Source organism: Nonomuraea sp. NPDC048892 (genome assembly GCF_040649735.1).
GTDB lineage: Bacteria > Actinomycetota > Actinomycetes > Streptosporangiales > Streptosporangiaceae > Nonomuraea > Nonomuraea maheshkhaliensis.
In genome coordinates this window covers 989,288-1,011,073 of the sequence record NZ_JBEZFZ010000001.1, presented here as the reverse complement: position 1 = coordinate 1,011,073, position 21,786 = coordinate 989,288, and the positions used below count along the sequence as shown (strand labels likewise).

Below are 21,786 nucleotides of genomic sequence, written 5' to 3'. Positions count from 1 at the left end.
GAGGTGATCAGGCGATTCGGTAGCCGACTCCTCGTGCCGTCGTGATGGCCGGTGGGTCGCCGAGTTTGCGGCGCAGGCGGCCGACCGTGACCGTGACGGTGTTGGTGAAGCTGTCGGCGTTCTCGTCCCACACCCGTTCCAGCAGGGTTTCCGCGCTCAGGAAGCCCGGGCTGGCCCGCAGCAGTGCCTCCAGCACGGCGAACTCCTTCACCGAGAGGTCGAGCTGCCGCCCGTCGCGGACGACCGTGCGGCGTACCGGGTCCAGCAGGATCCCGGCCACGTGCAGCGTCCGGGGGCGCGCGTCCGGGCGGCGGCGGGCCAGTGCGCGGATGCGCAGGATCAGCTCGGGGAAGTGGAAGGGCTTGGCGAGATAATCGTCCGCGCCCAGGGTCAGCCCGCTGACGCGGTCGCCGGGCGCGCCGGCCGCGGTCAGCATCAGCACCATCGGCCGCTCCGCCCGCTCGACGAGCAGCCGGCACAGGAGGTCGCCGTGCAGTCCTGGCAGGTCGCGGTCCAGGACCACCACGTCGTACGCGGTGAGGTCCGCCTTGGCGGCGGCGGTGAGCCCGTCGTAGGCCAGGTCGACGGCCATCCCCTGGTCGCGCAGCCCTTCGGCGACGACCTCGGCGAGGGCGTCGTCGTCCTCGACCACCAGGATCCTCATGCCCCCACCGGCCCCTCAGCGACCAACACCCCAGCGACCGGCCCTCCGGTGATCGGCAGGGTGATCGAGACGCGCAGCCCGCCCTCCGGCCGGGCCAGCAGGTCGAGCCGGCCCCCGTGGGCGGCGGCCACGGCGGCGACGATCGACAGGCCCAGGCCGGATGAGCCGGTACGTTCGCCGCCCAGCCGTTCGAAGGGCCGCGCCAGCCGGGCCACCTCCCGCTGGTCGAGTATGGGCCCGCCGGTCTCGACGACCAGCGTCGTCTCCCGCTCGTCCACGGATCCGGTGATCCCGATCCAGCCGCCGGGCTCGTTGTGGGTCACGGCGTTGTCGACGACGTTGCCCACCAGCCGCGCCAGCAGCGCCGGGCTGCCCACGACCGCCGTCTCCTGCGGCACGTCCACCGCCACGCTCAGCTCCTTGCGCCCGACGTCCGCGGACCTCTCCCGCAGCGCGGCGTCGATGAGGTCGCCGAGGTCGACCCGCGCGGTGTCGGCCGGCGGGCCGTGCTGCGCCCTGGCCAGCACGAGGAAGCCGTCGAGCAGGTGGTCGAGCCGGTCGAGCTGCCGGCGTACGCGGGCCGCGAGCGCCACCGTCGAGTGGGCCGGGTCGGGCTTGGCGACCGCGACGTCCAGCGAGGCCCGGATGGTCGCCAGCGGCGTACGCAGCTCATGGGAGGCGTTGGCGACGAACCGCCGCTGCGCGGTGAACGACTCCTCCAGCCGTCCGAGCAGTTCGTCGATGGTGTCGGCGAGGTCCTTGACCTCGTCCGCCGGGCCGGTGACGGCCAGGCGGCGGTCCAGGCTGTCGGCGGAGATGCGCCGGGTGACGGCCGTGATGAGCCGCAGCGGCCGCAGGACGCGCCTGGCCAGCACCCGGCCGAGCAGCACCGAGACGACCGCCATCACGACCAGCGCGAGCAGCGAGCCGACCAGCAGTTGCCGGGACTGCTGCGTGTGCACCGCGGCCAGCTGATCCTCCAGCACCCTGATGCGCTCGTGCGCCGCGGTGACGTCGCCCTGGGCCGGAGGGCCTTCCGCCGGGGCGGTCTCGCTCAGGCTGCCACCGCCGGAGAGCAGGAAGGCCAGGGCCAGCAGCCCGGCGCCCGACAGCAGGAACACAACGGCGTACATCATCGTGAACCGTGTGCCCACGGTCCCACTGCGCGGCCCGACCATGCTGTCAGCATGCCCCGGCGAACATAACACCAGCATGACGGGGCCGGTTCGGGCCGTGTTATGCGCGCGGACGTACAACCGACCGCATGTCGACCACCGAACTGCTCCGGCGGGAATGGACCGGGTTCCGCCGCCCGGGGCGGCTGATCGCCCTGGTTTGCGCGGCCCTCACCGTCGTCGCGCTGGGGCTGCTGCTCGCGCTGAACAACCGTTCGTCCTGCTCGGGACCCTGTCCGGCCGTGCCCGTCGCCGCCGACGGGTCCGTGGTCAGTGACACGTTCTGGCTCCTCCATCGTGACCTGGGCCGCGAGGGCTCGATCACCGTACGGATGACCTCGATGACGGGGACGATCACGTATCCGCCGCCGAAACACGACCGGATCGTGTCCGGGCTGGTGCCGTGGGCGAAGGCCGGGATCATCGTCAAGGACGGCACGCGGCAGGGCTCGCGGTACGCGGCGCTGATGATGACCGGCCATCACGGCGTGCGCTTCCAGCACGACTACCGGTACGACGTCGCCGGCGGCCCCGGCGGCGTCTCGGCGCGCTCCCCACGCTGGCTGCGGCTGACCCGTTCCGGCGACGTGATCACCGGCGCCGAGTCGGCCGACGGCAGCCGGTGGCGCACCGTCGCGACCGCGACGCTCGACGGGCTGCCGGACACCGTGCGGGTCGGCCTCTTCGCCACCTCGCCCGGCGACCTCACTCTGCGCGAGACCGGCCTCGGCGGGGCGATCGAGGAGGTCAGGTTCACCCAGGCCGTGGGCGTCTTCGACCACGTCACCGTCAAGGGCGGCGCTGGCGGGTGGGACAGCGAGCCGGTCGGCGCGATGAACCACACCGACTGGGAGAAACTCCACAACGCGTCGGGGGCCGTGGTGAAGGACGGCGTCATCACGGTCAGCGGCACCGGGGACATCGGGCCGGTCAGTGAGGAGGGGACGCGGGCCGTCGAGAACACGCTGCCCGGCCTGCCGATCGCCCTGATCGTCTTGGTGATCACGGCCGCCCGCTACGGTGCCCGCACAGCCGGTGCGGTGGCCGGCTCCAGCGCCCGCACGGGCGACTCGCCGACCGGTGACGGCACCCGCACGGCCGGCACAGCGGTGTACCGGCGGGTGATCGCCGCTCGGGCGCTCGTCGTCGCGGGGGCCGTCTTCGTCACCGGGCTGGTCGCGGTCGGCGTCGTCCTGCCGGTGGGGCTGGAGATCATGAAGGGCAACGGCATCGTGGTGCCGCCGCTGCCGGTGCCGACCGGGGTCCGGGTGATCGCCGGTCTCGCGGCGGTGCTCGCCCTCTGCGCCGTCGTCGCGTACGGACTCGGCGTGCTCCTCCGCCGCGGGTGGACGGCGATCGTCGCCGGCGTGTCGCTGATCGCCCTGCCGTACGTGGTCACGGCATTCCCGCTGCTGCCCGACACGGTCTCCGACTGGCTGCTGCGGCTCACGCCGGCGGCCGGGTTCGCGGTCAAGCAGACGTTGGTGGAGTATCCGCAGGTGACGCAGCACTACGCGCCGTCGGCCGGGTATTTCCCGCTGCCCTGGCCGGCCGGGCTCGCCCTGCTCTGCGCGTACGCGCTGATCGTCCTGCTGATCGCCACCCGCAGGACGAGGCCCGTCGCATCGTGAACAGCCCGTCAGCCATAAACCGCGTGTTGGGCGCTGTCTGCCGTGAGCGGCCGTTCAGGTGAGGTCGACGGTTTCGTGCAGGCGCAGGCGGCGGTTGAACGCGGCGGCGATCCGTACCACGGCGGTGCGTGGCAGCAGCCGCGCGGGCCAGGTCATGGCCCGGGTCACGGCCCGGCCCGGGTAGGACACCGCGCGCCGCCTGGCGTAGTCGTCCAGCGTACGGGCCGCGATGGCCTCCGGCGTGTCGGCCACCCGGGGGTCGATCGTGGCGGAGGTGCCGTCGAAGAAGCCGGTCGCGATCGCGCCGGGGTGCGCGGCCATGACGTGCACCCCGGTGCCGCGCAGCTCTTCGGCCAGCGCCTCGCTGAAGGAGAGCACGAACGCCTTGGTCGCGGCGTAGCTGGCCTGGTAGGGCAGGGGCTGGAAGGCCGCGGTGGACGACACGTTGATGATGCCGCCGGAGCCGCGGGCGACCAGTTCGGCCCCGATCACGTGGGTCAGCGCGAGCAGGCCGCTGACGTTCAGGCTGACGGAGCTCAGCTGCGGCTGGAGCGGGCGGCTGAGGAACGGGCCCGCGCTGCCCATGCCGGCGTTGTTGAGCAGCAGGTCCACGGTCAGGCCGCGGTCGTGCAGCTCCCGTACGATCCGCTCGGGACCGTCCTGGGCGGTGAGGTCGCCGACGATCACCTCGGTGCCCGGCCCGCCGTGCGCCTCGTCGATCCGGGCGGCGAGCTCGCGCAGGTCCGCTTCCGAGCGGGCCAGCAGGATCACCCGCGCGCCCCTGCGGGCCAGCTCCAGCGCGTACGCCCGCCCCAGCCCCTTGGACGCGCCGGTGACGAGCGCGGTGACGCCTCGATAGTCGTCGTCTCTCATCCGATCCTCCATTGTTTCGAGTCTCGAAGCAAAACGCTAGCACGATACTTCGATACTCGAAACGTCATAGGATGGCGGCATGTCCGGGCACGAGCTCACCGCAGCGGTCACGGCGACGTACGAGATCTGGATGCGGACCAACGCGCTGATCATGGAGGCGTTGGCCGGCCACCGGCTGACGCCGGCCACGTTCCAGGCGCTGTGGGCCATCGACCCGGACGAACCGCCGCCGTCCATGAAGGTGATGGCCGAGCGGCTCTACTGCAACGCCCCCAACCTGACCTTCATCACCAACCAGCTCACCGAACGGGGCCTGGTGGAACGCGCCGTGGACCCGTCCGACCGCCGCTCCCGCGTCCTGGTCATGACCGCCAAGGGCCGCGAGGTCCGGGCGGAGCTGCTCAGGACGACGCTGGAGAAGACCCCGCTGGGGGTGCTGTCGGACAGCGAACTGCGGCAGCTCGCGGGGTTGCTGAGCCGCGTCGTCCCACTCGAAGGACCCGCCGCCGGCTGAGTTGTCAGAACGACTGCCAGGTGCCGGCGAGGGGTTGTTGCTGGATGCCGGGTTTGGACCAGTCGCAGACGCCCTGCGGGAAGATGCGCCTCAAGCGGTCGAGCTGGGGCTGGGTCAGCGGAGTGCCGTAGGCGGTGGGGTCGAGGGGGCGGAGGTGGCATTTGACGATGTCGCCCGCCATCGGGCTGCCTGCGACGAGGCGCGGTGAGGTCCACACCGGGTACAGCGTGTTGCAGGTCGTCGTGCCGCTGCCGGCCACCTGGGGTTCGGCGATCTTGCGAGGGGTGGCGTCGCGGGTCCAGCAGGCGTCCGTGAGGTCCTGGGGTTTGTTCCGGACCGCCTTGGGGCCGGGGCGGTGGTCGGCGGCGATGGCGGTGAGCCACTGGTCCATCCGGGTCAGCGCCTCCATGAGGACGGGGCTCGACAGTGAGAAGCCGCCGTAGCGGTTGTCCTCGACGAGCATGACCTGGTTGGCGTACGTGCCGTTCGCCTTCAGCAGCCGTTCGCGGGTGGCGAAGGAGTGGAAGCGCATGTGAATGTCGCCGCCCGGCGCGTCGTCGGTGTAGGCGCGGTAGTCGATCATCGGCATGCTCGCCAGGCCGGCGCCCGCGTTGAGCAGCCGCCCGCTCCGGTACGCCGCCCGCGTCGCGGCCAGGTCGGCCCGGGTGCGCTCCGGTACGTGGTTGGCGTCGGCGTCGAAGCCGCCGATCCCCTCGTTGAGGTCGAGGAACTGGTCGACGGTGATCGTCTTGTCGCGCAGTGAGCCGAGCCCGTACTGGATGCCGGTGTTGTCCAGGGGCCGCCGGGCGAAGCCGGTGCGCGGGTCGCGGCCGTAGACGTTCACGGTGTGGTCGTAGACGTCGCATCGGGCGCCGGTCGGATTGGTCTCCGGGCGATAGCGGAGCGGCGCCGGAAGCTGGCCGGGGCAGAAGATGCGCGGGTCGATCCGGCCGCCGCCCGCGGCGAGGTTCGCGATGCTCTCCCACCGGCCGAAGCCGGAGATCGCCTGCTGCTGCTCCTGGCTGAAGGCGCCGGGCGCGACCTCACGGAAGTAGTGGTTGAGCAGGCGCGCGTCGGTGATCGCGTTGACGGTGGCGAAGCCGACCTCGGGGAAGCTGCATCCCGAGACGATGCCGTCGAGCAGGCCGGGGTAGTTGTCGCCGATCTGGTGCGTCTGGTACGACCCGCCCGAGCACCCCCACCCGATCGTGAACGCCGGCGCCCCGTACGCCTCGACGAAGCGTTCCTTGACCATGCTCGCCGACTCGGCGGCCAGCAGGTCGTTGCAGTTGTTGCCGAAGACGTTGAGCGACGACGACGCCACCGCGTACCCCTGGCGGAGCATCCGGTCGTCCATGACGGAGCCGGTGTTGCGACCCTGGACGTACCATCCGCCGGTGCAGCCGCCGCCGAAGGTGTAGATCAGCCGGCCGTTCCAGCCGGGCGAGCGCCGCCACGGGTCCGGCGGCTCGGCGGCGGGGTCGGCCAGCATCGACAGCTCATAGACGGCCCGGTTGATCGTGCCGGTCTCCACCCGCACGATGTACGGCACCCGCTGACCGGCGCTCGTCGTCATCCAGGCGAGGTCGGCGGGGCGGGTCTCGTTCGCGGGTAACGGCGCGAACTTCCCGGCTGTGGTGCGGTAGACGTGGTCGACCCGGGTGGCGACCGAGCAGTCCGAGTCCGCAGGCGGGCCGAGTTTGCCGCCGGTGACGGTGGTGAAGGCCGCCGTGTCGCAGATGAACGGCTGCTCGTGCGGGCCCGAGAAGACCGGTCCGGTGACCGGGTGGTCGTCGAGGACGAGCCGGGCCGATCGGGCGCCCGGCGCCGTCGCGGTGAGCACGTTGCGCCCGGTACGCAGGCCGGCGACCAGCCCTTCGAGCCCAGCACCGGCGCGCACGAAGCTTCCTGTCACGTCCGTGCCGTCGCGTTTCACCCGCACCTTCGCCGCGGGGACCCCTCGCGGGAGCTCCAGGCGGATGAGAGCGTCGTGCGCGGACACGGCCTGCGGGCGGGACGACAGCACGGTGAGGGTCAAGCCGCTCCCGTCCGAAGCGGCGGCGGGCGCCGCCGAGGAGGCGAGGACCGCCACGACCGCTCCGGTAACGGACAGCAGGCGCGTACGACGTACAAACGATCTCATATGGGGTTTGTACGTCAAAAACGATCTACAAGCCAGAGCCGATCAACCCTGGCGTCACCACTTGGTGGAGCAGACCGGGATCCGGCGGGTGGAGGAGTTCGTGATCCTGAAGTACTTCTTCTTCGGCGCGATCCGGCCGTTGGCCAGGCGCTCGATCTTGAAGAGGCCGGGCCGGCCGCGGAAGTAGCTGGCGCCGGTCACTCTACGCGCGGAGCCCGCGACGCCCGGCCCCTTGACGGTGACCGTCACCGGGCCCACGCGCGAACAGTTGAAGGAGAACTTGACGAGCGCGTACGGCGGCGTCGCCGAGGCGGAGGCGGGAGCGAGCCCGATGGCGGCCAGAGCGACCCCCATCGCGAGCGCGCTGGTGAGGACGGAACGCCGAACGATGCGCAGCATGGAGTGATCCTTTCAGGTGATCGCGGCCACCCTAGCGGCGTCGTCGGCTTGATGTCGCCTTGGGGGCTCACCATGCGACTGGCACTCTTCGCCGGAAAACGGAGTATTACCCGCCAAGAATCCCTTTTCGGGGCTTTATTCGGAAATGTCGTACACAAGGAAATCCTTCGCGCCGATGGGGCGGCGAACGGAGAAATCACCGCCCCCGACCGATTCAGCGGGCCGTCATGGCGCCGTCCACCGCCATCGGCAGGCCGGTGACGAACGACGCGGCGCCGGAGCTGAGCCAGGCGATCGCCTCGCCGATCTCCGGCGGGTTCGCGTAGCGGCCGACCGGGTGGTAGGCCGCCGTCTGCTCCAGCGTCATGATGCCCTGCTCGATCAGGTCGTCCACCATCTGCGTACGCACCGCGCCAGGGCACACGGCGTTCACCCTGATGCCCGAGGTGGCGTACTCCAGGGCGGCCGCCTTGGTCAGCCCCACGACGCCGTGCTTGGCCGCGATGTACGGCGACACGAACGGCGCCTCGATGCCCACCAGCCCGGCCACCGAGGCCACGTTGACGATGGAGCCCGAGCCCTGCGCCACCATCTGGGCCAGCTCGTGCTTCATGCACCACCAGACGCCCTTGAGGTTGACCTCGAACGAGGCGTCGAAGGACTCCTCGCTCACCTCGTGGAACCGGCCGTCGCCCGCGGTGTCCACGCCGGCGTTGTTGACCGCGCAGTCCAGGCGGCCGAAGCGCTCCACGGTGAAGGCGACCATGTCCCTGACGGCGTCGGAGCTCCGTACGTCCGCCCAGACGAAGGCGGCCTCGCCGCCGATCGCCTCGACCTCGGCGACCGTACGCCTGCCGCCTTCCTCGTTGATGTCGGCGACCACGACCCTGGCCCCGTGCCGCGCGAACACCAGAGCCGTCGCGGCGCCGATGCCCGAGGCCGCGCCCGTGATCAGTGCCGCTCTGCCGTCAAGGAGAGAACCTGCCATTTGCGAGCGACTCCAAGATTGTTCCGAAGGACAGAAAGGGGCACCGTACTTCGCGTTGATCAATATGTCGAGAAATCTGCAACCTGATGACCACATGGAGTGAAATGTCGTAAGATCCCATGTCACTCGCCCCGCGATCATGGAGGTCGGGAACCGGTCGTCGCTACGCGTTCGGCCCCGTCGGGTTCGCGGTGACCGTGATCCACTCGCCGACGAGGAACTCAAGATGTCAGCATCGGTACGTACTCGCCATCGCGCGGCACATCCGCGGCTGGGTGATCCCCTGGTCGTCCTGGCTATCACCGCCGCCGTCATGGGGGCCGCGTCGCTGACGGCAGTCCTCACCGCCCCGACCTCCTCGCGCGGCCACCTGGCCTGGGCCCTCGGCGTCGCGGCCGTCCTGGTCTGCGCCGCGATCACGTTCGCGGCCTCCAACAGACGGCAGATCCAGCAGCTCAGAGGCAGGATGGCCCTCGGAGACGCCGAACTCACCAGACTCGCCGCCGAGACGCTCCCCGAAACGGTGCAGCTCATCCGCACGGGGATGTCGGCCGAGTCCGTCCTCGCCAGGATCCACCGTCCGGCGAACAAGGCGCAACAGCAGATCCTGCGCTCGTTCGTCAGCGAGGTGAGCAGGGAGGGACGCGTCCGCGCCGCCACGACCTCCGCCTGCGCCAGCGCCGCCGGCCGGGTACAGGCCCTGGCCACCAGCATGCTGGCCGACCTGCGCGAGATGGAGGACCGGCACGACCAGATCACGCTCGGCGACCTGCTCAAGCTGGACCACACGACCGCCCAGGCCGGACGGCTCGCCGACAGCATCGCCGTCCTGACCGGGGCGCGCTCGGGACGGCGCTGGACCAAGCCGATCGTGATGGAGAGCATCCTGCGCGGGGCGATCGGCCGGATCAGCGCCTACCAGCGAGTCCGGGTCCACTCCACCAGCACGTTCGCCATCGCCGGGCACGCCGCCGAGGGCGTCATGCACGCCCTCGCCGAGCTGATGGACAACGCCACCAGCTTCTCCCCGCCGACCGAAGAGGTCCACGTCTACGTGGAGGAGGTCACCGCGGGCATCGTGGTCACGATCGAGGACTGCGGCCTGGTGATGAGCCCGTCCGCGCTGGCCAGGGCGGAGCGGGCCGTCTCGGCCGAACCGCTGGACTTCACCACGCTGTCCGGCTCGCGGCTCGGCCTCGCGGTCGTCGGCTGCCTGGCCCGCAAGCACGGGCTCACCGTCTCCTTCCGCCCGTCCTCCCGTGGCGGCACCGGGCTGGTGGTCATGATCCCGCAGCAGCTCATCAGCCAGAACGTGCCGGCCCCGGTGCCGGCGCAGGCACGGCCCGCCGGGGCCACGCAGGTCCCGGCCACGCAGGTCCCGGGCAAGCAGGTCCCGGACAAGCAGGTCACAGCCAGGCAGGAGGTCCCCGCGCAGGTGTCCCCCGAGCCGGACGGGGAGCTGCACGGCCTGCCGCGCCGCCGCCGCGGGCAGACGTTCGCGGCCGCCTCGTCCGCGCAGACGCCGTCCCGCCCGGCCCCCGCGCAGGAGCCGCGGCGGGCGCCGTCGGACGCCGGCAGCAAGTTCAGCGCCTTCCACCAGGCCGGCAAGGCACGGCAGAGTCAGGCGAGCGAAGCACGACAGATGGGTGAGGAAGAGACTCGATGAGAACTTCGGACCAGGAACTCGCCTGGCTGCTCGAGAACCTCCTGGAGAGGACTCCGCAGGCCAGGTACGCCGTGGTGCTGTCGAGAGACGGCCTGCGGCTCTCCCACACCGCCGCGCTGTCCGTGGACCGCGCCGACCAGCTCGCCGCGATCGCCTCCGGGATCCAGAGCCTGTCGTACGGCGCCTCGATCGAGTTCGGCGACGGCACCGGCGGCCTGCGCCAGTCGATGACCGAGTTCCACGGCGGCTTACTGTTCATCGTGGAGGCGGGAGAGGGCGCGCACCTGGCCGTGGTGGCCGGTGACGAGGCTGACCCCGGCGTCATCGGCCACAACATGAACGAGCTGGTGGAGCAGATCGGCGAACACCTGACCGCGCCACCTCGTGCGCCACAGACGAGCAGCCGAAGCTGATGGCCCCGCGCCTGGAGGACGAGAACCCGGACCGCCTCTACATGGTGACCGGCGGGCGCAGCTACGTGGCCGACGACGGCCTCGACCTGGTCACGCTCATCGTGAGCGAGTGCGACCCCACTCCAGGCATGCAGTCCGAGCATGTCCGGATCCTGCGGATGTGCACGAGTCCGACGGCGGTCGTGGAGATCGCGTCCGAGCTGCGGCTGCCGGTCAGCGTGGTCCGCATCCTGCTCTGCGACCTGCTCGACATGGGACGCATCACCGCCAGGAACCCGCGTCCGGCGCCGGCCGAGTCGCGTCTGCCCGACCCCGACGTTCTCAGACAGGTGCTCGTTGGACTCGAAAATCTCTGATGCGGCCGCGCGAACTCCACTGGCCAGTTCCGCGACCACCGGACTCAAGATCGTCATCGTCGGCGGGTTCGGCGTGGGAAAGACCACCATGGTCAGGTCGGTCAGCGAGATCCGCCCGCTGAGCACCGAGGAGACCTTGACCAGGGCCGGCGTGGAGATCGACGACCCGCGCGGCGTGGAGTGGAAGTCCACCACCACGGTCGCGTTCGACTTCGGCCGGATCAGCCTCAATCCGGAGATGGTGCTCTACCTCTTCGGCGCGCCCGGCCAGGAACGTTTCTGGTTCCTGTGGGACCGCCTGTTCACCGGCACGCTCGGCGCCGTGGTCCTGGTGGACACGCGGCGCCTGGCCGACTCCTGGTACGCCATCGACCGGCTCGAACACCACCGCATGCCGTTCGTCGTGGCCCACAACCGGTTCGGCGAGAGCACGCACACCCTCGACCAGATCCGCGAGGCGCTCGACCTGTCCCCGGACGTGCCGCTGGTCTCGTGTGACGCGCGGCAGCGCGACTCCAGCAAGTCCGTGCTGATCACGCTCGTCAACCATCTCTACGCTCTGTCTTCCGCCCGGTAGGTGACCTCATGACTGACTTCACGCAATCCTCCTGGTTCGCCAACCCAGCGGAAGGGCCGGACCAGAACGCGTTCGAGGGCGCCTTCCCCATGTACGGCCGGGCCTACCACCAGAACCCGGCCGCCGCCTTCGACGAGATGCGCCGGCATGGGCCCGTGGTGCCGATCCTGCTGGAGGGCGACGTCCCGGGCTGGCTGGTGCTCGGCTACCGCGAGCTGCGGTACGTGCTCAGCAATCCGAAGCTGTTCGTCCGTGACTCCCGCTACTGGAACCAGTGGGACAACATCCCGCCCGACTGGCCGCTGATGGCGTACGTCGGCTACCAGCCGTCGATGTTGTTCGAGATCGGCGAGGCCCACGAACGCCGGGCGGGCGCGGTCAGCGAGGCGCTGGCCGCGGCCGACCAGTTCGAGCTGCGCGCCAACTGCGAGCGGGTCACCGAGGGGCTGATCAACACGTTCATCGGCTCGGGCCGGGCCGACCTGATGGCGCAGTACGCCAACCCGATCCCGCTGCTCGTCCTCGGCTCCATGCTGGGCCTGCCGGACTCCGACACCCGCGCCCTGGTCGGCGAGGTCGCCACCACGCTGAACGGCGGCCCGGCCGCCATGGAGGCCTACGGCCGGGTCCAGGCCATCATGACCAACCTGCTCGAACTCAAGCGCAACCACCCCGGCCCCGACCTGCCCTCACGGCTGCTCGCCCACCCGGCGAACCTCACCGACGAGGAGCTCATTCAGGACCTGCTCCTGACCATGACCGCGGGCCACGACCCGACGGCCACGTGGATCGGCAACACCCTGCAGCTCATGCTGACCGACGACCGCTTCGCCATGACGCTCTCGGGCGGGCGGCGCAGCGTCGGCCAGGCGCTGAACGAGGTGCTGTGGAAGGAGGCCCCTGGACAGATCGCCATCGGCCGATGGCCGATCATGGACACCCAGGTCGGGGGCCGCCGCATCAAGGCCGGCGACCTGCTCGTCTCCGGCCTGGCCGCGGCCAACCTCGACCCGAAGGTGCGCCCCGACTTCCATGAGGGCTCCGTGGGCAACCACGCGCACATGTCGTTCGGGTACGGCGCGCACGGCTGCCCGCATCCCGCGCCGGAGATCGCCGAGATCATCGCCCACATCGCGGTGGAGACCCTGCTCGACCGGCTGCCCGACGTGGTGCTCGCGGTGCCGCAGTCGTCGCTGGAGTGGCGCTCGTCCATCCAGATGCGCAGCCTGGAGTCACTGCCGGTCGAGTTCACCCCCGGCTACCGCAGCTGACCCGTTCACGACCTCGCCAGGACGCCGACCCGCTCCGCCCACCGCCGGTACGCGCCGGCCAGCTCGCTGACGAGGGCGGGGTGCCGGCCGGCCAGGTCGGTCAGCTCGGAGCGGTCGGCGTCCAGGTCGTAGAGCTCCCACGGCGCGGCGTGCTCGCGGACCAGTTTCCACCGCCCCCGGCGGACGGCGGCGTTGCCCAGGTGCTCCCAGAACAGCCACGCGTCGGGGACCGGCGCCCCGCGCAGGGCGGGCAGCATGGAACGCCCCTCCGGGGGCGGCACCGCCCGCCCCCGGCGTCGCGCCGGGTAGGCGACGCCGGTGGCGTCGAGCAGGGTGGGCAGCACGTCGGTGAGCTGGAACGGCGTCCGCACGATCCGGCCCCCGGCCAGGTCGCCCGCCGGCCAGTGCACGATGAACGGGGTCGCGATGCCGCCCTCGTGGACCCACCGCTTGTAGAAGCGGAACGGGGTGTTGGACAGGTTGGCCCACGCGGGACCGTAACTCGCGTAGGTGTGCTCCGGCCCTGGATCGACGTCGGGGAGGTTGCCGACGCGCATTTCGCCGCCGTCGCGGGTGCGCGCGGGCACGATGTGCCGTTTGGCGCGGAACTCCTCGGGGTCTCCGAGCGGCAGGATCTCGGCGCAGCCGCCGTTGTCCGACAGGAACACCACCAGGGTGTCCTCCAGCACGCCGGAGGCCGCGAGCTGGTCGAGGATCCGGCCGACGCCCCGGTCCATCCGCTCCACCTGGGCCGCGTACACCTGCATGCGGCGCGCCTCCCACGCCTGGTCCGGCACCGCCGCCCAGGGCGGCTGCGCCGGATCGCGCCCGGACAGCGCCGACTCGGCCCCGAGCAGCCCCTCCGCGCGCAGCCGGTCGAGCCGGCGGGCGCGCAGCTCGTCCCAGCCCGCGGCGTAGACGCCGTCGTACCCGGCGACGTCCTCCTCGGGCGCGTGCAGTGGCCAGTGCGGCGCGGTGTAGGCGACGTAGGAGAGGAACGGGCGGGCGGCGGCGGCCTGCCCGCGGATGAACTCCACCGCGTGCTCGGTGATCGCGTCGGTGTAGAAGAAGTCCGGGTCGCGGGTCTCGGCGCTCGCGTCCGTCTCGCCCCGGAACAGGGTCGCCGGATCGTAGTAGCTGCCGCACCCGCTGAGCGTGCCGAAGAAGTCGGCGAATCCGCGCCGGGTCGGCCAGGATTCGTGCGGCTCCCATAAAGGCCCGCTCAGGTGCCACTTGCCCGACATGCCGGTGGCGTACCCGGCGTCGGCGAGCACCTCGGCCACGGTGACGCAGCGGTCGTCGAGGCTGCCCGGGTACCCTCCTGGCGTGCCGTTGCCGGCCAGCACGCCGATGCCGGTCTGGTGCGGGTGCAGCCCGGTCAGCAGGGACGCGCGCGACGGGCTGCACCGGGCCGTGTTGGCGAACTGCGTCAGCCGCACCCCTGACCGTCCGAGCCGGTCGAGGTTCGGCGTGCGGATCTCGCCGCCGTAACAGCCGAGGTCGGAGTAGCCCAGGTCGTCGGCGAGGATCAGCACGATGTTGGGCTGCTTCATGGTGCGCGGTCTCATGGCCGGGCTCGTGTCGGGCTTTCTCGCGTCAGGCCGTCTCATGTCGTACGGTCGTCCCGCATCCGCAGCCAGGCAGCCGTGTCCGGGCCGAGCGGGTCGCCCGAGGCACGGGTGTCGCTGCGCAGCAGGGTCACCGCACCCTCGGGCAGCGGCACCTCGGCGGAGCCGAAGGTGACCACGCACTCGAAGCCCGGCCCGCGCCGGAAACGCAGCACGGAGCCGCCCCGGCCGGCCCATTCGAGCTCCTGCGGAGGATCCAGCTCCCGCCGGATCCGCAGCGCCCGCGCCACGAGGTTGTAGGTGGAGCCCGGGTCGTCGATCTGGACGGCCGCCGAGAGCCGCCCCCAGCCGGGAGGCTGCGGCAGCCACGGGTCCGCGGCGCCGAATCCGGCGCCGTCCGGCTCCGGCGTCCAGGGCAGCGGGATCCGGCAACCGTCTCGGCCCCGGCGCCGCCCGCCGGAACGCGTCCAGATCGGGTCGCGGAGCCGGTCGTCGGGGATGTCCAGGTAGTCGGGCAGGCCCAGCTCCTCGCCCTGGTAGAGGTAGGCGACGCCGGGCAGCGCCAGCATCAGCAGCAGCGCGGCCCTGGCCCGGCGGCGGCCCAGGTCCTCGTCCACCGGGCCCAGCTCGTGGCCGGACCTCCCCTGGTGCTTGCGGGTGTCGGCGCGACCGTACCGGGTCACCGTACGTTCGACGTCGTGATTGGACAGCACCCAGGTCGGCGGCGCGCCGGACAGGGACATCGTCCCGAGGGTGGCGTCGATCACCTTGAACAGGTCGCCGGCGTCCCACGCGGACTGCAGGAAGGGGAAGTTGAACGCGGTGTGGAGCTGGGCCGGCGCCACGTAACGAGCCAGCCGTTCCGGATCGGCCACCCACGCCTCGGCCACGAAGATCCGCGGCGGGTCGTACGCGTCGGCCACCGCGCGCCAGTCCCGGTAGATCTCGTGCACCTCGTCGCGGTCGCGGTGCGGGTGGTCCGGCACGTCGGTCAGGACGAGCAGGTCCTCCTCCCGGTAGCCCAGGTCGGGATAGCCGGGGTGCTTGACCAGGCCGGTGGCCACGTCGATGCGGAACCCGTCCACGCCCCGGTCGAACCAGAAGCGCAGCAGGTCCAGGAACTCCGCCCGGACGTCTGGATTCGACCAGTTGAGGTCGGCCTGGGTGGGGTCGAACAGGTGCAGATACCACTGACCGTCGGGCACCCGGGTCCAGGCCGGGCCGCCGAACGTGCTGCGCCAGTCGTTGGGCTTGACCCCCTCGGCGGGGCCGTCCGCGAAGTGGTACCTGGCGCGTTCCGGGGAGCCCGGCGGGGCGGCGAGCGCGGCCTGGAACCAGGGGTGCTCGGTGGAGGTGTGGTTGGGCACGATGTCGAGGATCACCCGCAGGCCGTGCCGGTGCGCCTCGGCGATCAGTTGCTCGGCCGCGCGTACGTCGCCGTACTCGGGGGCGATGGCCCGGTAGTCGGAGATGTCGTAGCCGCCGTCGTTGTTCGGCGACTCGTACCAGGGCGTGATCCACAGGGCGTCCACGCCGAGCCCGGCCAGATAGCCCAGGCGGGCGCGGATCCCGGCGATGTCCCCGATCCCGTCGCCGTCGCCGTCGGCGAAGGAGCGGATGTAGATCTGATAGATGACCGCGCGGCGCCACCACTCGGCGTCAGTCATCGGCGGCTCCGATCAGTTCCGGCTCGAATCCCGCCAGGAAGTCGCGCAGCGCCGTCAGCTCTCCGTCGTTCAGCGTCCGCAGCGGCGGTGCGACCGCGGCGGAGCACAGACCGCGCAGGGCCAGCGCCGCCTTGACGACCGGGACTCCCGGGCGGATCCGGTGCACGGGGAGCAGCCGATCGATCCGTTTCTGGGCCAGGGCGGCCCGCTCCAGGTCGCCGGCCCGGTACGCGGCGACCAGCTCCAGGGCGACGCGCGGGGCGAGGTTGGCGATGCCCGGCGTGATCCCGTCGGCGCCGGCGGCCAGCGCGTCGAGCAGCGCGCCTTCGGCTCCCTGGTTCACCCCGAAGTCCGGCCGATCGCGCTTGACGTCGAGCCACCGGCGCAGGATGTCCGGATCGCCGGAACTGTCCTTGATGCCCACGACGTGCTCCATGTCGCCGACGGAGGCGATCGGGCCCGCCGAGAACGGCGCCGCGTACCGGGGGATGTTGTACGCGATCACCGGCACGGCCGCCGCCCGGCTCGCCCGGTAGTGCTCGACGATGTCCCGCTCGTCATGGCGGAAGTAACAGGGTGGGCTGAGCGCGACCGCGTCACAGCCGGCCTCGGCGGCGAGCTCGGCCCGCGCGAGCGATTCGCGGGTGCCGGCGGCGGAGACGTTGACGATGACGACGCCGCCTGGAACGAGCCCGCGCCAGTGGGCGACGGCTTCGCGCAGGAACGGGCCGATCTCAGTCGTCTGGTGCAGCGGCCCCTCGCCGTTGGTGCCGAGCAGCATGATCTTCTCGACGCCCGAGGCGGCGAGCGCGCCGAAGTAGCGAGTGCCGGCCGCGAGGTCGGGACGGCCGTCCGCCCCGATCGGGGTCACGGCGGGAACGATCACATCGGAGACGAACATCAGTACCCCCTGATCTCCGGCCAGGCGAGCTCGACGCCGTCGGCCTTCAACGCGCTCTGGAACGCCCGCAGATGCCCGTCCTTGCGCCGGACGTCGTGCGGCTCCACCGTCTCCCCCAGGCAGTAGGCCACCAGCGAGGCGGCGGCCTCCCCGATGTTCCACTCGACCGGGTGCAGCCGGTAGCAGCCGTTGGTGATGTGGGTGCTGCCGATGTTCTTCCCGGCCGGCAGCAGATTGCGCACGCGTACGGGCAGGAGCGCCCCGAGCGGGATCTGGAACGGGCTGCTGGGGACGTCGATGTAGTTGTCTCCGCCCGTCGAGGGGTGCAGGTCGATCCGGTACATGCCGATCCCGACCGTGTCGTCGTACGCAGCCGCGCCCGCGTCACCCCGTACGGCGAGGGAGACGTCCTGTTCGACCACCGTGTACTCGGCCCTGATCCGGCGGGACTCGCGGATGTACGGCGCGGCGGCGAAGCCGTCGGGCGTGTCCATGACGTCCGGCCGCAGCCGCAGGCCCGGCCAGCCACGGCCGCCGTCCGGCCGGGGAGCCTCGGTCTGCAGCCAGTAGAGCATGCTTTCCGACAGCTCCCGCGCGCCGGCGAGGTGGCGGGCCTTGTCCTGCTCGCTCACCCCGATGATCGGCCCCTCCACGTAGTCGATCATGGGCCAGTTCACCAGGGTCACGTCACTGGTCACGAAGCCGGGCTCGTACAGCTCGCGGGCGACGGCCCGGCGGAACTCCCACAGCTCCCGGTCCCCTGGGTCCTGGCTCTGGTCGGCGAGCACGGGGCCGGACGTGAGGTTGGGGGTGAACGTCCGCGTCAACGGCTCCCGCGTGCGCGGGTCCGGCGCGGTCAGCCCGATCTGCGTGCCCGGCCAGTAGTCCGGGCGGTAGGCGCGCCAGTGGTCGTAGTCGGCCGGCCGGTCGATGACGTGGTCCTCGCCCTCCCGGTGATCGATCGCGAACACCCAGGAGAAGGCCTGCATGTTGCCGGGCTGCGCCACCTCGGGCGCGCTCGGCTCCCCCGTCTCGTGCCGGGACTCGAACCCGGTCACGTGTTCCACCCCCGCCAGCGGCAGCAGGTCGCCGAGCTCGGTGGCGTCCAGATAGTACGGAGCCACGAGATGCACCAGATCGTCGTCCGCGCGCCGCACCGTCACGCCGGTGATCCGGTCGCCGTCGGTCTCGGCGGCCACCGGTCGTGCGTTGAGCAGGATGCGCAGCCGGCCGCTGCTCAGGTAGGGATCGACCAGCGCGCGCAGCACCGCCCCGCTGACCCGCGGCTCGTGGCACAGCGCGCCGACCCGGCCCAGCCCGGGATTCAGGTAGGGCTCGTTCCTGGCCGCCACCGTGAGGGGGTACCAGGTCCGGTAGTGATCGCGGACCGCGTTCCGGTAGCGGCGGTAGGAGGCGGTGCAGCCGAACTGCTCGATCCACCTGTGCTCGTCAGGAGGCACCCCCTGGCTGGTGAACTGCCCGCCGATCCGGTCGCCTTCCTCGGTCAGCACCACCCGCAGCCCGTGCCGGAGCGCCGCCAGCGCGGCGGCGACTCCACCGACGCCGCCGCCGATGATGGCGAGGTCCGCGTCACTGATCCGCGATTCCACCGTGTTCCCCCTGATCGCATATGTGTTTCAGGCGCCCTCTAGGTCGAGGGCGGCTTCGAGCAGTGTCTTCGTGTACGGATGGCCTGGCCGCTCGAACAGGTCGTCGGCCGTCGCGGTCTCGACCAGGCTGCCCCGGTGCATGACCGCCACCCGGTCGGCGATCTGCCTGACCACGCCGAGGTCGTGGGTGATGAAGAGGATGGCCAGCCCGCGGGCCGCGCGCAGGCCGGCCAGCAGCCGCAGGATCTGCGACTGCACCGACACGTCGAGCGCGGAGACGGCCTCGTCGCAGACCAGCAGCCGGGGCCGCAGGGCGAGCGCGCGGGCGATGCTGACCCGCTGGCACTGCCCGCCCGACAGGGCCGCGGCCCGCCGGTCGGCGACGCCGGGATCCAGGCCGACGTCCCCGAGGAGCTCGTCGATCGCGGCCTCCCAGGTCCGGCCCTCGGGCGCGACCGAGGGGTGGGTCCGCCAGGTCTCGGAGATGATCGCCCTGACGGTCATCCTGGGGTTGAGCGAGGCGGCGGGGTCCTGGAAGACCATCTGGATCGCCCGCCGGGTGGCCGGCGACCGCTTCGACACCGGGCCGATAGCGGCCCCGTCGAACCGGATCACGCCTGCCTGAGGGGCCTGCAGCCCGACGACGCAGCGGGCGACCGTGGTCTTCCCGGAGCCCGACTCCCCGACGATCGCCAGGGTCTCGTCCGGACGCAGGGCGAAGGAGACGCCGTCCACGGCGTTCGGCTTGCCGGCCCTGCGCTCCCTGCGGCTGTGGAAGTTGACCACGAGGTCGCTGACCTCGACCAGGGGCGATGCGCTCACGTCTCCTCCGGGAAGTGACAGGCGACCTGCCGGCCCGCGGCGACCTGGCGCATCCTGGGCACCTCGTTCGCGCACCTGTCCTGGGCCTTGGCACAGCGCGGGTGGAACGGGCAGCCGCTAGGGCGCTCGGCCGGGCTGGCCGGGCTGCCGGGCAGCGGCTCGGCGATGGCCGTCTTGCTGCGGACGGCCGGGACGCTCACGACGAGCGCCCGCGTGTACGGGTGCGCCGGGCTGTTGAGCACCTCACGGCCGCTGCCGATCTCGCAGATCCGGCCGGCGTACATGACGACGACCTCGTCCGCCACATGGGCCATCACCCGCAGGTCGTGGCTGACCAGCAGCATGGCCATGCCCTCCTCGTCGCGGACGCGCCGCAGCAGGGCGAGGATGCGGGCCTGGACGGTGACGTCGAGCGCGGTCGTCGGCTCGTCGGCCAGGATGAGCTCGGGCGAGCCGGCCAGCGCCGTCGCGACCATGGCCCGCTGCCGCAGCCCACCCGAGTACTGGTGCGGATACTGGGCGTGCCGCGTCTCCGGCTCGGGGATCCCCACCCGGTCGAGCAGGTCGATCACGGTCCTGCGGACCTCCTTCTTGGGCATCCCGCCGCGCCGCAGGATCTCGCCGACCTGCCGGCCGATCGTCTGCGTCGGGTCCAGCGCGGCCTGGGGATCCTGGAAGATCATCCCGATGCCGCGCCCGCGCAGCCGCCGCCGGTCCTGCTCGGCCATGGTGACCAGGTCCTCGCCGTGCCACATCATCCGCCCCGAGACCGCCGCGCCGGGCGGCAGCAGGCCGATGATCGCCGTCGCGGTCATCGTCTTGCCGCTGCCCGACTCGCCGATCAGGCCGGTGGTCCGGCCCGCGGCCACGGTGAACGAGACGTCGTCCACCACGCGGACCGGGCCGGCCGGACCCGGCAGGTCGATCGACAGGTGCTCGACGCGGAGCAGCGGCGCCGGCTCGGCGCCGCTGCCGACCGGCGCCGGGTCCGTCATGTTCGACAACCGGCTCATGAGCCACCATTGCCGATCTTGACCGTGGAGAAGTCCGGCGTCAGGTCCGGCGGGATGACCAGGCCCTGCACGGACTTGTTCCGGACGAACGCGTTGCGCACGAACATGGGGTACATGCCGACCGCGTCATCCCAGATGATCTTGTTGGCCTGCCCGTACAGCTCCTGCCGCTTGGCGTTGTCGCTGGTGGAGCCGGCCTGGGCGAGCACCTTGTCGAGGTCGGGATTGCAGTAGCCGGTGCGCTTGGCCGCGCAGGTGTAGAGCCGGCCGAGGTTGGTCGCCGCGTCGAAGCCCGCGGTGCCGAGCTGCTGGATGTTCAGGTCCCACTTGAGCGCCAGCAGGTCCTGGAGGAAGACCGCGGGCTCCTTCTGCGTCGGCTCCGCCTTGACCCCGATCTTGGCCAGGTCGCTCGCCACCGCGTCGGCGAACTGCTGGAACTGGGGCTGGGAGAACTGCATCCGGATCGTCTGGCCGTAGTCCCAGCCGGCGTCGTCGAGCGCCTTCTTGGCCGCGGCCGGGTCGTACGTCACCGGCGTCTGCGGCGCGTAGCCGAGCACGCTGGGCGTCACCACCGAGTCCGCCACCGAGCCGGTCTCGGGGAACAGCGACTTGATGATGGTGGGGAAGTCGACCGCCTGCCACAGCGCGCGCCGGACGGCGGCCTCCTTCAGCCCCTTGACGGAGCCGTTCATCCACATGGTGACGACGCCGCTGCCCGAGTCCTTCTCCACCACCAGGTCCGGGTTGCTCTTCAGGCCGGGCAACTGGTCGTCGGGGACCGCCCACGTCATGGCGACCTCGCCGGTCTTCAGCGCGGTCATCCGCGCCGCCATCTCACCGATGCTGCGCAGCTCCAGGCGGTTCAGCGCCGGCTTGCCGCCCCAGTAGCCGGGGTTGGGGGCGAGCACCAGGCTCTGGCCCGGCGTGAACTGCTGCACGACGAACGGGCCCGAGCCGACCGGCTTGGTCCAGCCGTCGTTCAGGTGGGCTTTCGGGGTGACGTAGAAGGTGATCAGCTTGCCCAGCAGCGCCGGGTCGGGGTCCTTGGAGGTGATGACGACCGTGCCCGCGTCGCCCTCCTCGGCCTTGTGGCCGGCGTAGTTGCTGGCCATCGCGCCCTTGAGCTCCAGCACCCGCTCGAAGGAGGCGACGACGTCGGCGGCGGTGACCGGGGTGCCGTCGGAGAACGTGACGCCGTCGCGCAGCTTGAAGGTCCACTCCGTGGCGTCGTCGTCGGCCTCCCACGACTCGGCCAGCACGCCGTCGAACTTGCCCTTCCCCGACGTGCTGACCAGTGGGCTGAAGATCGCCTTGGCGGCGACCTGGGTGCCGTTGTCCATCCCTGACGCGCCGTGCGGGTCCAGGTTCTCGATCGGGGTCCAGACGGCGACGGCCAGTTCCTGCGGCGCGTCACCGCCGGTGGACGAGCCGCCGCCGGTGGTGGTGCTGCAGGCGACCAGCCCCACGATGGAAAATGCCGCGGCGGCGAGTGCCGCCGCCCGACGAAGCCGAACGGGCCTCATGGAATTCCTCCT

Annotated in this window: 20 protein-coding genes; 7 read left to right on the top strand and 13 right to left on the bottom strand. The window is 71.5% G+C overall.

Annotated features, from left to right (window positions below; genetic code table 11):
- Positions 1-7: 7 nt before the first annotated feature.
- On the bottom strand, positions 8-664 hold the full coding sequence (locus AB0C28_RS04940; protein ID WP_357838331.1) for a response regulator transcription factor: 657 nt from the start codon (positions 662-664) through the stop codon (positions 8-10).
- A complete protein-coding gene (locus AB0C28_RS04935; RefSeq protein ID WP_357838334.1) occupies positions 661-1,800 on the bottom strand; it encodes a HAMP domain-containing sensor histidine kinase in 1,140 nt (379 codons plus the stop codon). Before AB0C28_RS04935 ends, AB0C28_RS04940 begins: the two co-directional genes overlap by 4 nt.
- Positions 1,801-1,928: 128 nt before the next feature.
- On the opposite strand from AB0C28_RS04935, the gene AB0C28_RS04930 reads away from it, so the two are divergent.
- Positions 1,929-3,470 carry a hypothetical protein gene (locus AB0C28_RS04930; RefSeq protein WP_358073107.1) on the top strand — a complete coding sequence of 514 codons (1,542 nt, stop codon included), beginning with the start codon at positions 1,929-1,931 and terminating at the stop codon, positions 3,468-3,470.
- A 54-nt stretch (positions 3,471-3,524) separates the two neighbouring features.
- Here AB0C28_RS04930 and AB0C28_RS04925 read toward each other — a convergent pair whose 3' ends face one another.
- Positions 3,525-4,343 (bottom strand): SDR family oxidoreductase, encoded by an 819-nt coding sequence (locus AB0C28_RS04925; RefSeq protein WP_358073106.1) that lies wholly within the window; start codon positions 4,341-4,343, stop codon positions 3,525-3,527.
- A gap of 79 nt (positions 4,344-4,422) precedes the next feature.
- On the opposite strand from AB0C28_RS04925, the gene AB0C28_RS04920 reads away from it, so the two are divergent.
- The gene (locus tag AB0C28_RS04920) at positions 4,423-4,857 is read left to right on the top strand and encodes a MarR family winged helix-turn-helix transcriptional regulator (protein ID WP_357838342.1); all 435 of its coding nucleotides are present in this window, start codon (positions 4,423-4,425) and stop codon (positions 4,855-4,857) included.
- A 4-nt stretch (positions 4,858-4,861) separates the two neighbouring features.
- Here AB0C28_RS04920 and AB0C28_RS04915 read toward each other — a convergent pair whose 3' ends face one another.
- The 3 genes from AB0C28_RS04915 to AB0C28_RS04905 all read right to left on the bottom strand — a co-directional run bounded on the left by AB0C28_RS04915 (position 4,862) and on the right by AB0C28_RS04905 (position 8,387).
- The gene (locus AB0C28_RS04915; protein ID WP_358073105.1) at positions 4,862-7,000 is read right to left on the bottom strand and encodes a DUF6351 family protein; all 2,139 of its coding nucleotides are present in this window, start codon (positions 6,998-7,000) and stop codon (positions 4,862-4,864) included.
- 54 nt (positions 7,001-7,054) lie between these two features.
- Positions 7,055-7,399, bottom strand: coding sequence for a hypothetical protein (locus AB0C28_RS04910; RefSeq protein ID WP_358073104.1), 345 nt, complete (start codon positions 7,397-7,399; stop codon positions 7,055-7,057).
- 214 nt (positions 7,400-7,613) lie between these two features.
- Positions 7,614-8,387 carry a glucose 1-dehydrogenase gene (locus AB0C28_RS04905; RefSeq protein WP_357838351.1) on the bottom strand — a complete coding sequence of 258 codons (774 nt, stop codon included), beginning with the start codon at positions 8,385-8,387 and terminating at the stop codon, positions 7,614-7,616.
- A 226-nt stretch (positions 8,388-8,613) separates the two neighbouring features.
- On the opposite strand from AB0C28_RS04905, the gene AB0C28_RS04900 reads away from it, so the two are divergent.
- Genes AB0C28_RS04900 through AB0C28_RS04880 form a run of 5 tightly spaced genes read left to right on the top strand, consistent with a single transcriptional unit; the run spans position 8,614 to position 12,670 of the window.
- Positions 8,614-10,053: an ATP-binding protein gene (locus AB0C28_RS04900; RefSeq protein ID WP_358073103.1), complete on the top strand. Its 1,440-nt coding sequence runs from the start codon at positions 8,614-8,616 to the stop codon at positions 10,051-10,053.
- A complete protein-coding gene (locus AB0C28_RS04895) occupies positions 10,050-10,466 on the top strand; it encodes a roadblock/LC7 domain-containing protein (RefSeq protein WP_106241442.1) in 417 nt (138 codons plus the stop codon). Before AB0C28_RS04900 ends, AB0C28_RS04895 begins: the two co-directional genes overlap by 4 nt.
- Positions 10,466-10,822: a DUF742 domain-containing protein gene (locus tag AB0C28_RS04890; protein ID WP_357838357.1), complete on the top strand. Its 357-nt coding sequence runs from the start codon at positions 10,466-10,468 to the stop codon at positions 10,820-10,822. The genes AB0C28_RS04895 and AB0C28_RS04890 overlap by 1 nt, the downstream gene beginning before the upstream one ends.
- Positions 10,803-11,399 carry an ATP/GTP-binding protein gene (locus AB0C28_RS04885; RefSeq protein WP_358073102.1) on the top strand — a complete coding sequence of 199 codons (597 nt, stop codon included), beginning with the start codon at positions 10,803-10,805 and terminating at the stop codon, positions 11,397-11,399. The genes AB0C28_RS04890 and AB0C28_RS04885 overlap by 20 nt, the downstream gene beginning before the upstream one ends.
- Positions 11,400-11,407: 8 nt before the next feature.
- On the top strand, positions 11,408-12,670 hold the full coding sequence (locus AB0C28_RS04880; RefSeq protein ID WP_357838363.1) for a cytochrome P450: 1,263 nt from the start codon (positions 11,408-11,410) through the stop codon (positions 12,668-12,670).
- Between the two features lie 5 nt (positions 12,671-12,675).
- On the opposite strand, the gene AB0C28_RS04875 is transcribed toward AB0C28_RS04880, so the two are convergent.
- The 7 genes from AB0C28_RS04875 to AB0C28_RS04845 are packed head-to-tail and all read right to left on the bottom strand — an operon-like array spanning position 12,676 to position 21,774.
- The gene (locus AB0C28_RS04875; protein WP_358073101.1) at positions 12,676-14,238 is read right to left on the bottom strand and encodes an arylsulfatase; all 1,563 of its coding nucleotides are present in this window, start codon (positions 14,236-14,238) and stop codon (positions 12,676-12,678) included.
- Positions 14,239-14,276: 38 nt separating this feature from the next.
- Entirely contained in the window at positions 14,277-15,905 is a 1,629-nt protein-coding gene (locus tag AB0C28_RS04870; protein ID WP_358073100.1) for an alpha-amylase family glycosyl hydrolase, read from the bottom strand.
- Entirely contained in the window at positions 15,898-16,806 is a 909-nt protein-coding gene (locus tag AB0C28_RS04865; protein ID WP_358073099.1) for a dihydrodipicolinate synthase family protein, read from the bottom strand. The genes AB0C28_RS04870 and AB0C28_RS04865 overlap by 8 nt, the downstream gene beginning before the upstream one ends.
- The gene (locus AB0C28_RS04860; protein ID WP_357838375.1) at positions 16,806-18,416 is read right to left on the bottom strand and encodes an FAD-dependent oxidoreductase; all 1,611 of its coding nucleotides are present in this window, start codon (positions 18,414-18,416) and stop codon (positions 16,806-16,808) included. The genes AB0C28_RS04865 and AB0C28_RS04860 overlap by 1 nt, the downstream gene beginning before the upstream one ends.
- A 27-nt stretch (positions 18,417-18,443) precedes the next feature.
- Complete coding sequence (locus AB0C28_RS04855) at positions 18,444-19,238, bottom strand: ATP-binding cassette domain-containing protein (protein WP_358073098.1); 795 nt, start codon at positions 19,236-19,238, stop codon at positions 18,444-18,446.
- The gene (locus AB0C28_RS04850; protein WP_358073097.1) at positions 19,235-20,251 is read right to left on the bottom strand and encodes an ABC transporter ATP-binding protein; all 1,017 of its coding nucleotides are present in this window, start codon (positions 20,249-20,251) and stop codon (positions 19,235-19,237) included. Before AB0C28_RS04850 ends, AB0C28_RS04855 begins: the two co-directional genes overlap by 4 nt.
- Positions 20,248-21,774: an ABC transporter substrate-binding protein gene (locus AB0C28_RS04845; protein ID WP_357838384.1), complete on the bottom strand. Its 1,527-nt coding sequence runs from the start codon at positions 21,772-21,774 to the stop codon at positions 20,248-20,250. Before AB0C28_RS04845 ends, AB0C28_RS04850 begins: the two co-directional genes overlap by 4 nt.
- Between the last annotated feature and the right edge of the window lie 12 nt (positions 21,775-21,786).

Excerpts from the sequence above, each read along its gene's own strand:
- AB0C28_RS04870 (WP_358073100.1), bottom strand. The coding sequence starts at position 15,905 with ATGACTGACGCCGAGTGGTGGCGCCGCGCGGTCATCTATCAGATCTAC.
- AB0C28_RS04900 (WP_358073103.1), top strand. The coding sequence starts at position 8,614 with ATGTCAGCATCGGTACGTACTCGCCATCGCGCGGCACATCCGCGGCTG.
- AB0C28_RS04895 (WP_106241442.1), top strand. The coding sequence starts at position 10,050 with ATGAGAACTTCGGACCAGGAACTCGCCTGGCTGCTCGAGAACCTCCTG.
- AB0C28_RS04925 (WP_358073106.1), bottom strand. The coding sequence starts at position 4,343 with ATGAGAGACGACGACTATCGAGGCGTCACCGCGCTCGTCACCGGCGCG.
- AB0C28_RS04845 (WP_357838384.1), bottom strand. The coding sequence starts at position 21,774 with ATGAGGCCCGTTCGGCTTCGTCGGGCGGCGGCACTCGCCGCCGCGGCA.
- AB0C28_RS04890 (WP_357838357.1), top strand. The coding sequence starts at position 10,466 with ATGGCCCCGCGCCTGGAGGACGAGAACCCGGACCGCCTCTACATGGTG.
- AB0C28_RS04915 (WP_358073105.1), bottom strand. The coding sequence starts at position 7,000 with ATGAGATCGTTTGTACGTCGTACGCGCCTGCTGTCCGTTACCGGAGCG.
- AB0C28_RS04930 (WP_358073107.1), top strand. The coding sequence starts at position 1,929 with ATGTCGACCACCGAACTGCTCCGGCGGGAATGGACCGGGTTCCGCCGC.
- AB0C28_RS04865 (WP_358073099.1), bottom strand. The coding sequence starts at position 16,806 with ATGTTCGTCTCCGATGTGATCGTTCCCGCCGTGACCCCGATCGGGGCG.
- AB0C28_RS04875 (WP_358073101.1), bottom strand. The coding sequence starts at position 14,238 with ATGAGACCGCGCACCATGAAGCAGCCCAACATCGTGCTGATCCTCGCC.
- AB0C28_RS04935 (WP_357838334.1), bottom strand. The coding sequence starts at position 1,800 with ATGATGTACGCCGTTGTGTTCCTGCTGTCGGGCGCCGGGCTGCTGGCC.
- AB0C28_RS04850 (WP_358073097.1), bottom strand. The coding sequence starts at position 20,251 with ATGAGCCGGTTGTCGAACATGACGGACCCGGCGCCGGTCGGCAGCGGC.
- AB0C28_RS04910 (WP_358073104.1), bottom strand. The coding sequence starts at position 7,399 with ATGCTGCGCATCGTTCGGCGTTCCGTCCTCACCAGCGCGCTCGCGATG.
- AB0C28_RS04940 (WP_357838331.1), bottom strand. The coding sequence starts at position 664 with ATGAGGATCCTGGTGGTCGAGGACGACGACGCCCTCGCCGAGGTCGTC.
- AB0C28_RS04880 (WP_357838363.1), top strand. The coding sequence starts at position 11,408 with ATGACTGACTTCACGCAATCCTCCTGGTTCGCCAACCCAGCGGAAGGG.
- AB0C28_RS04905 (WP_357838351.1), bottom strand. The coding sequence starts at position 8,387 with ATGGCAGGTTCTCTCCTTGACGGCAGAGCGGCACTGATCACGGGCGCG.
- AB0C28_RS04920 (WP_357838342.1), top strand. The coding sequence starts at position 4,423 with ATGTCCGGGCACGAGCTCACCGCAGCGGTCACGGCGACGTACGAGATC.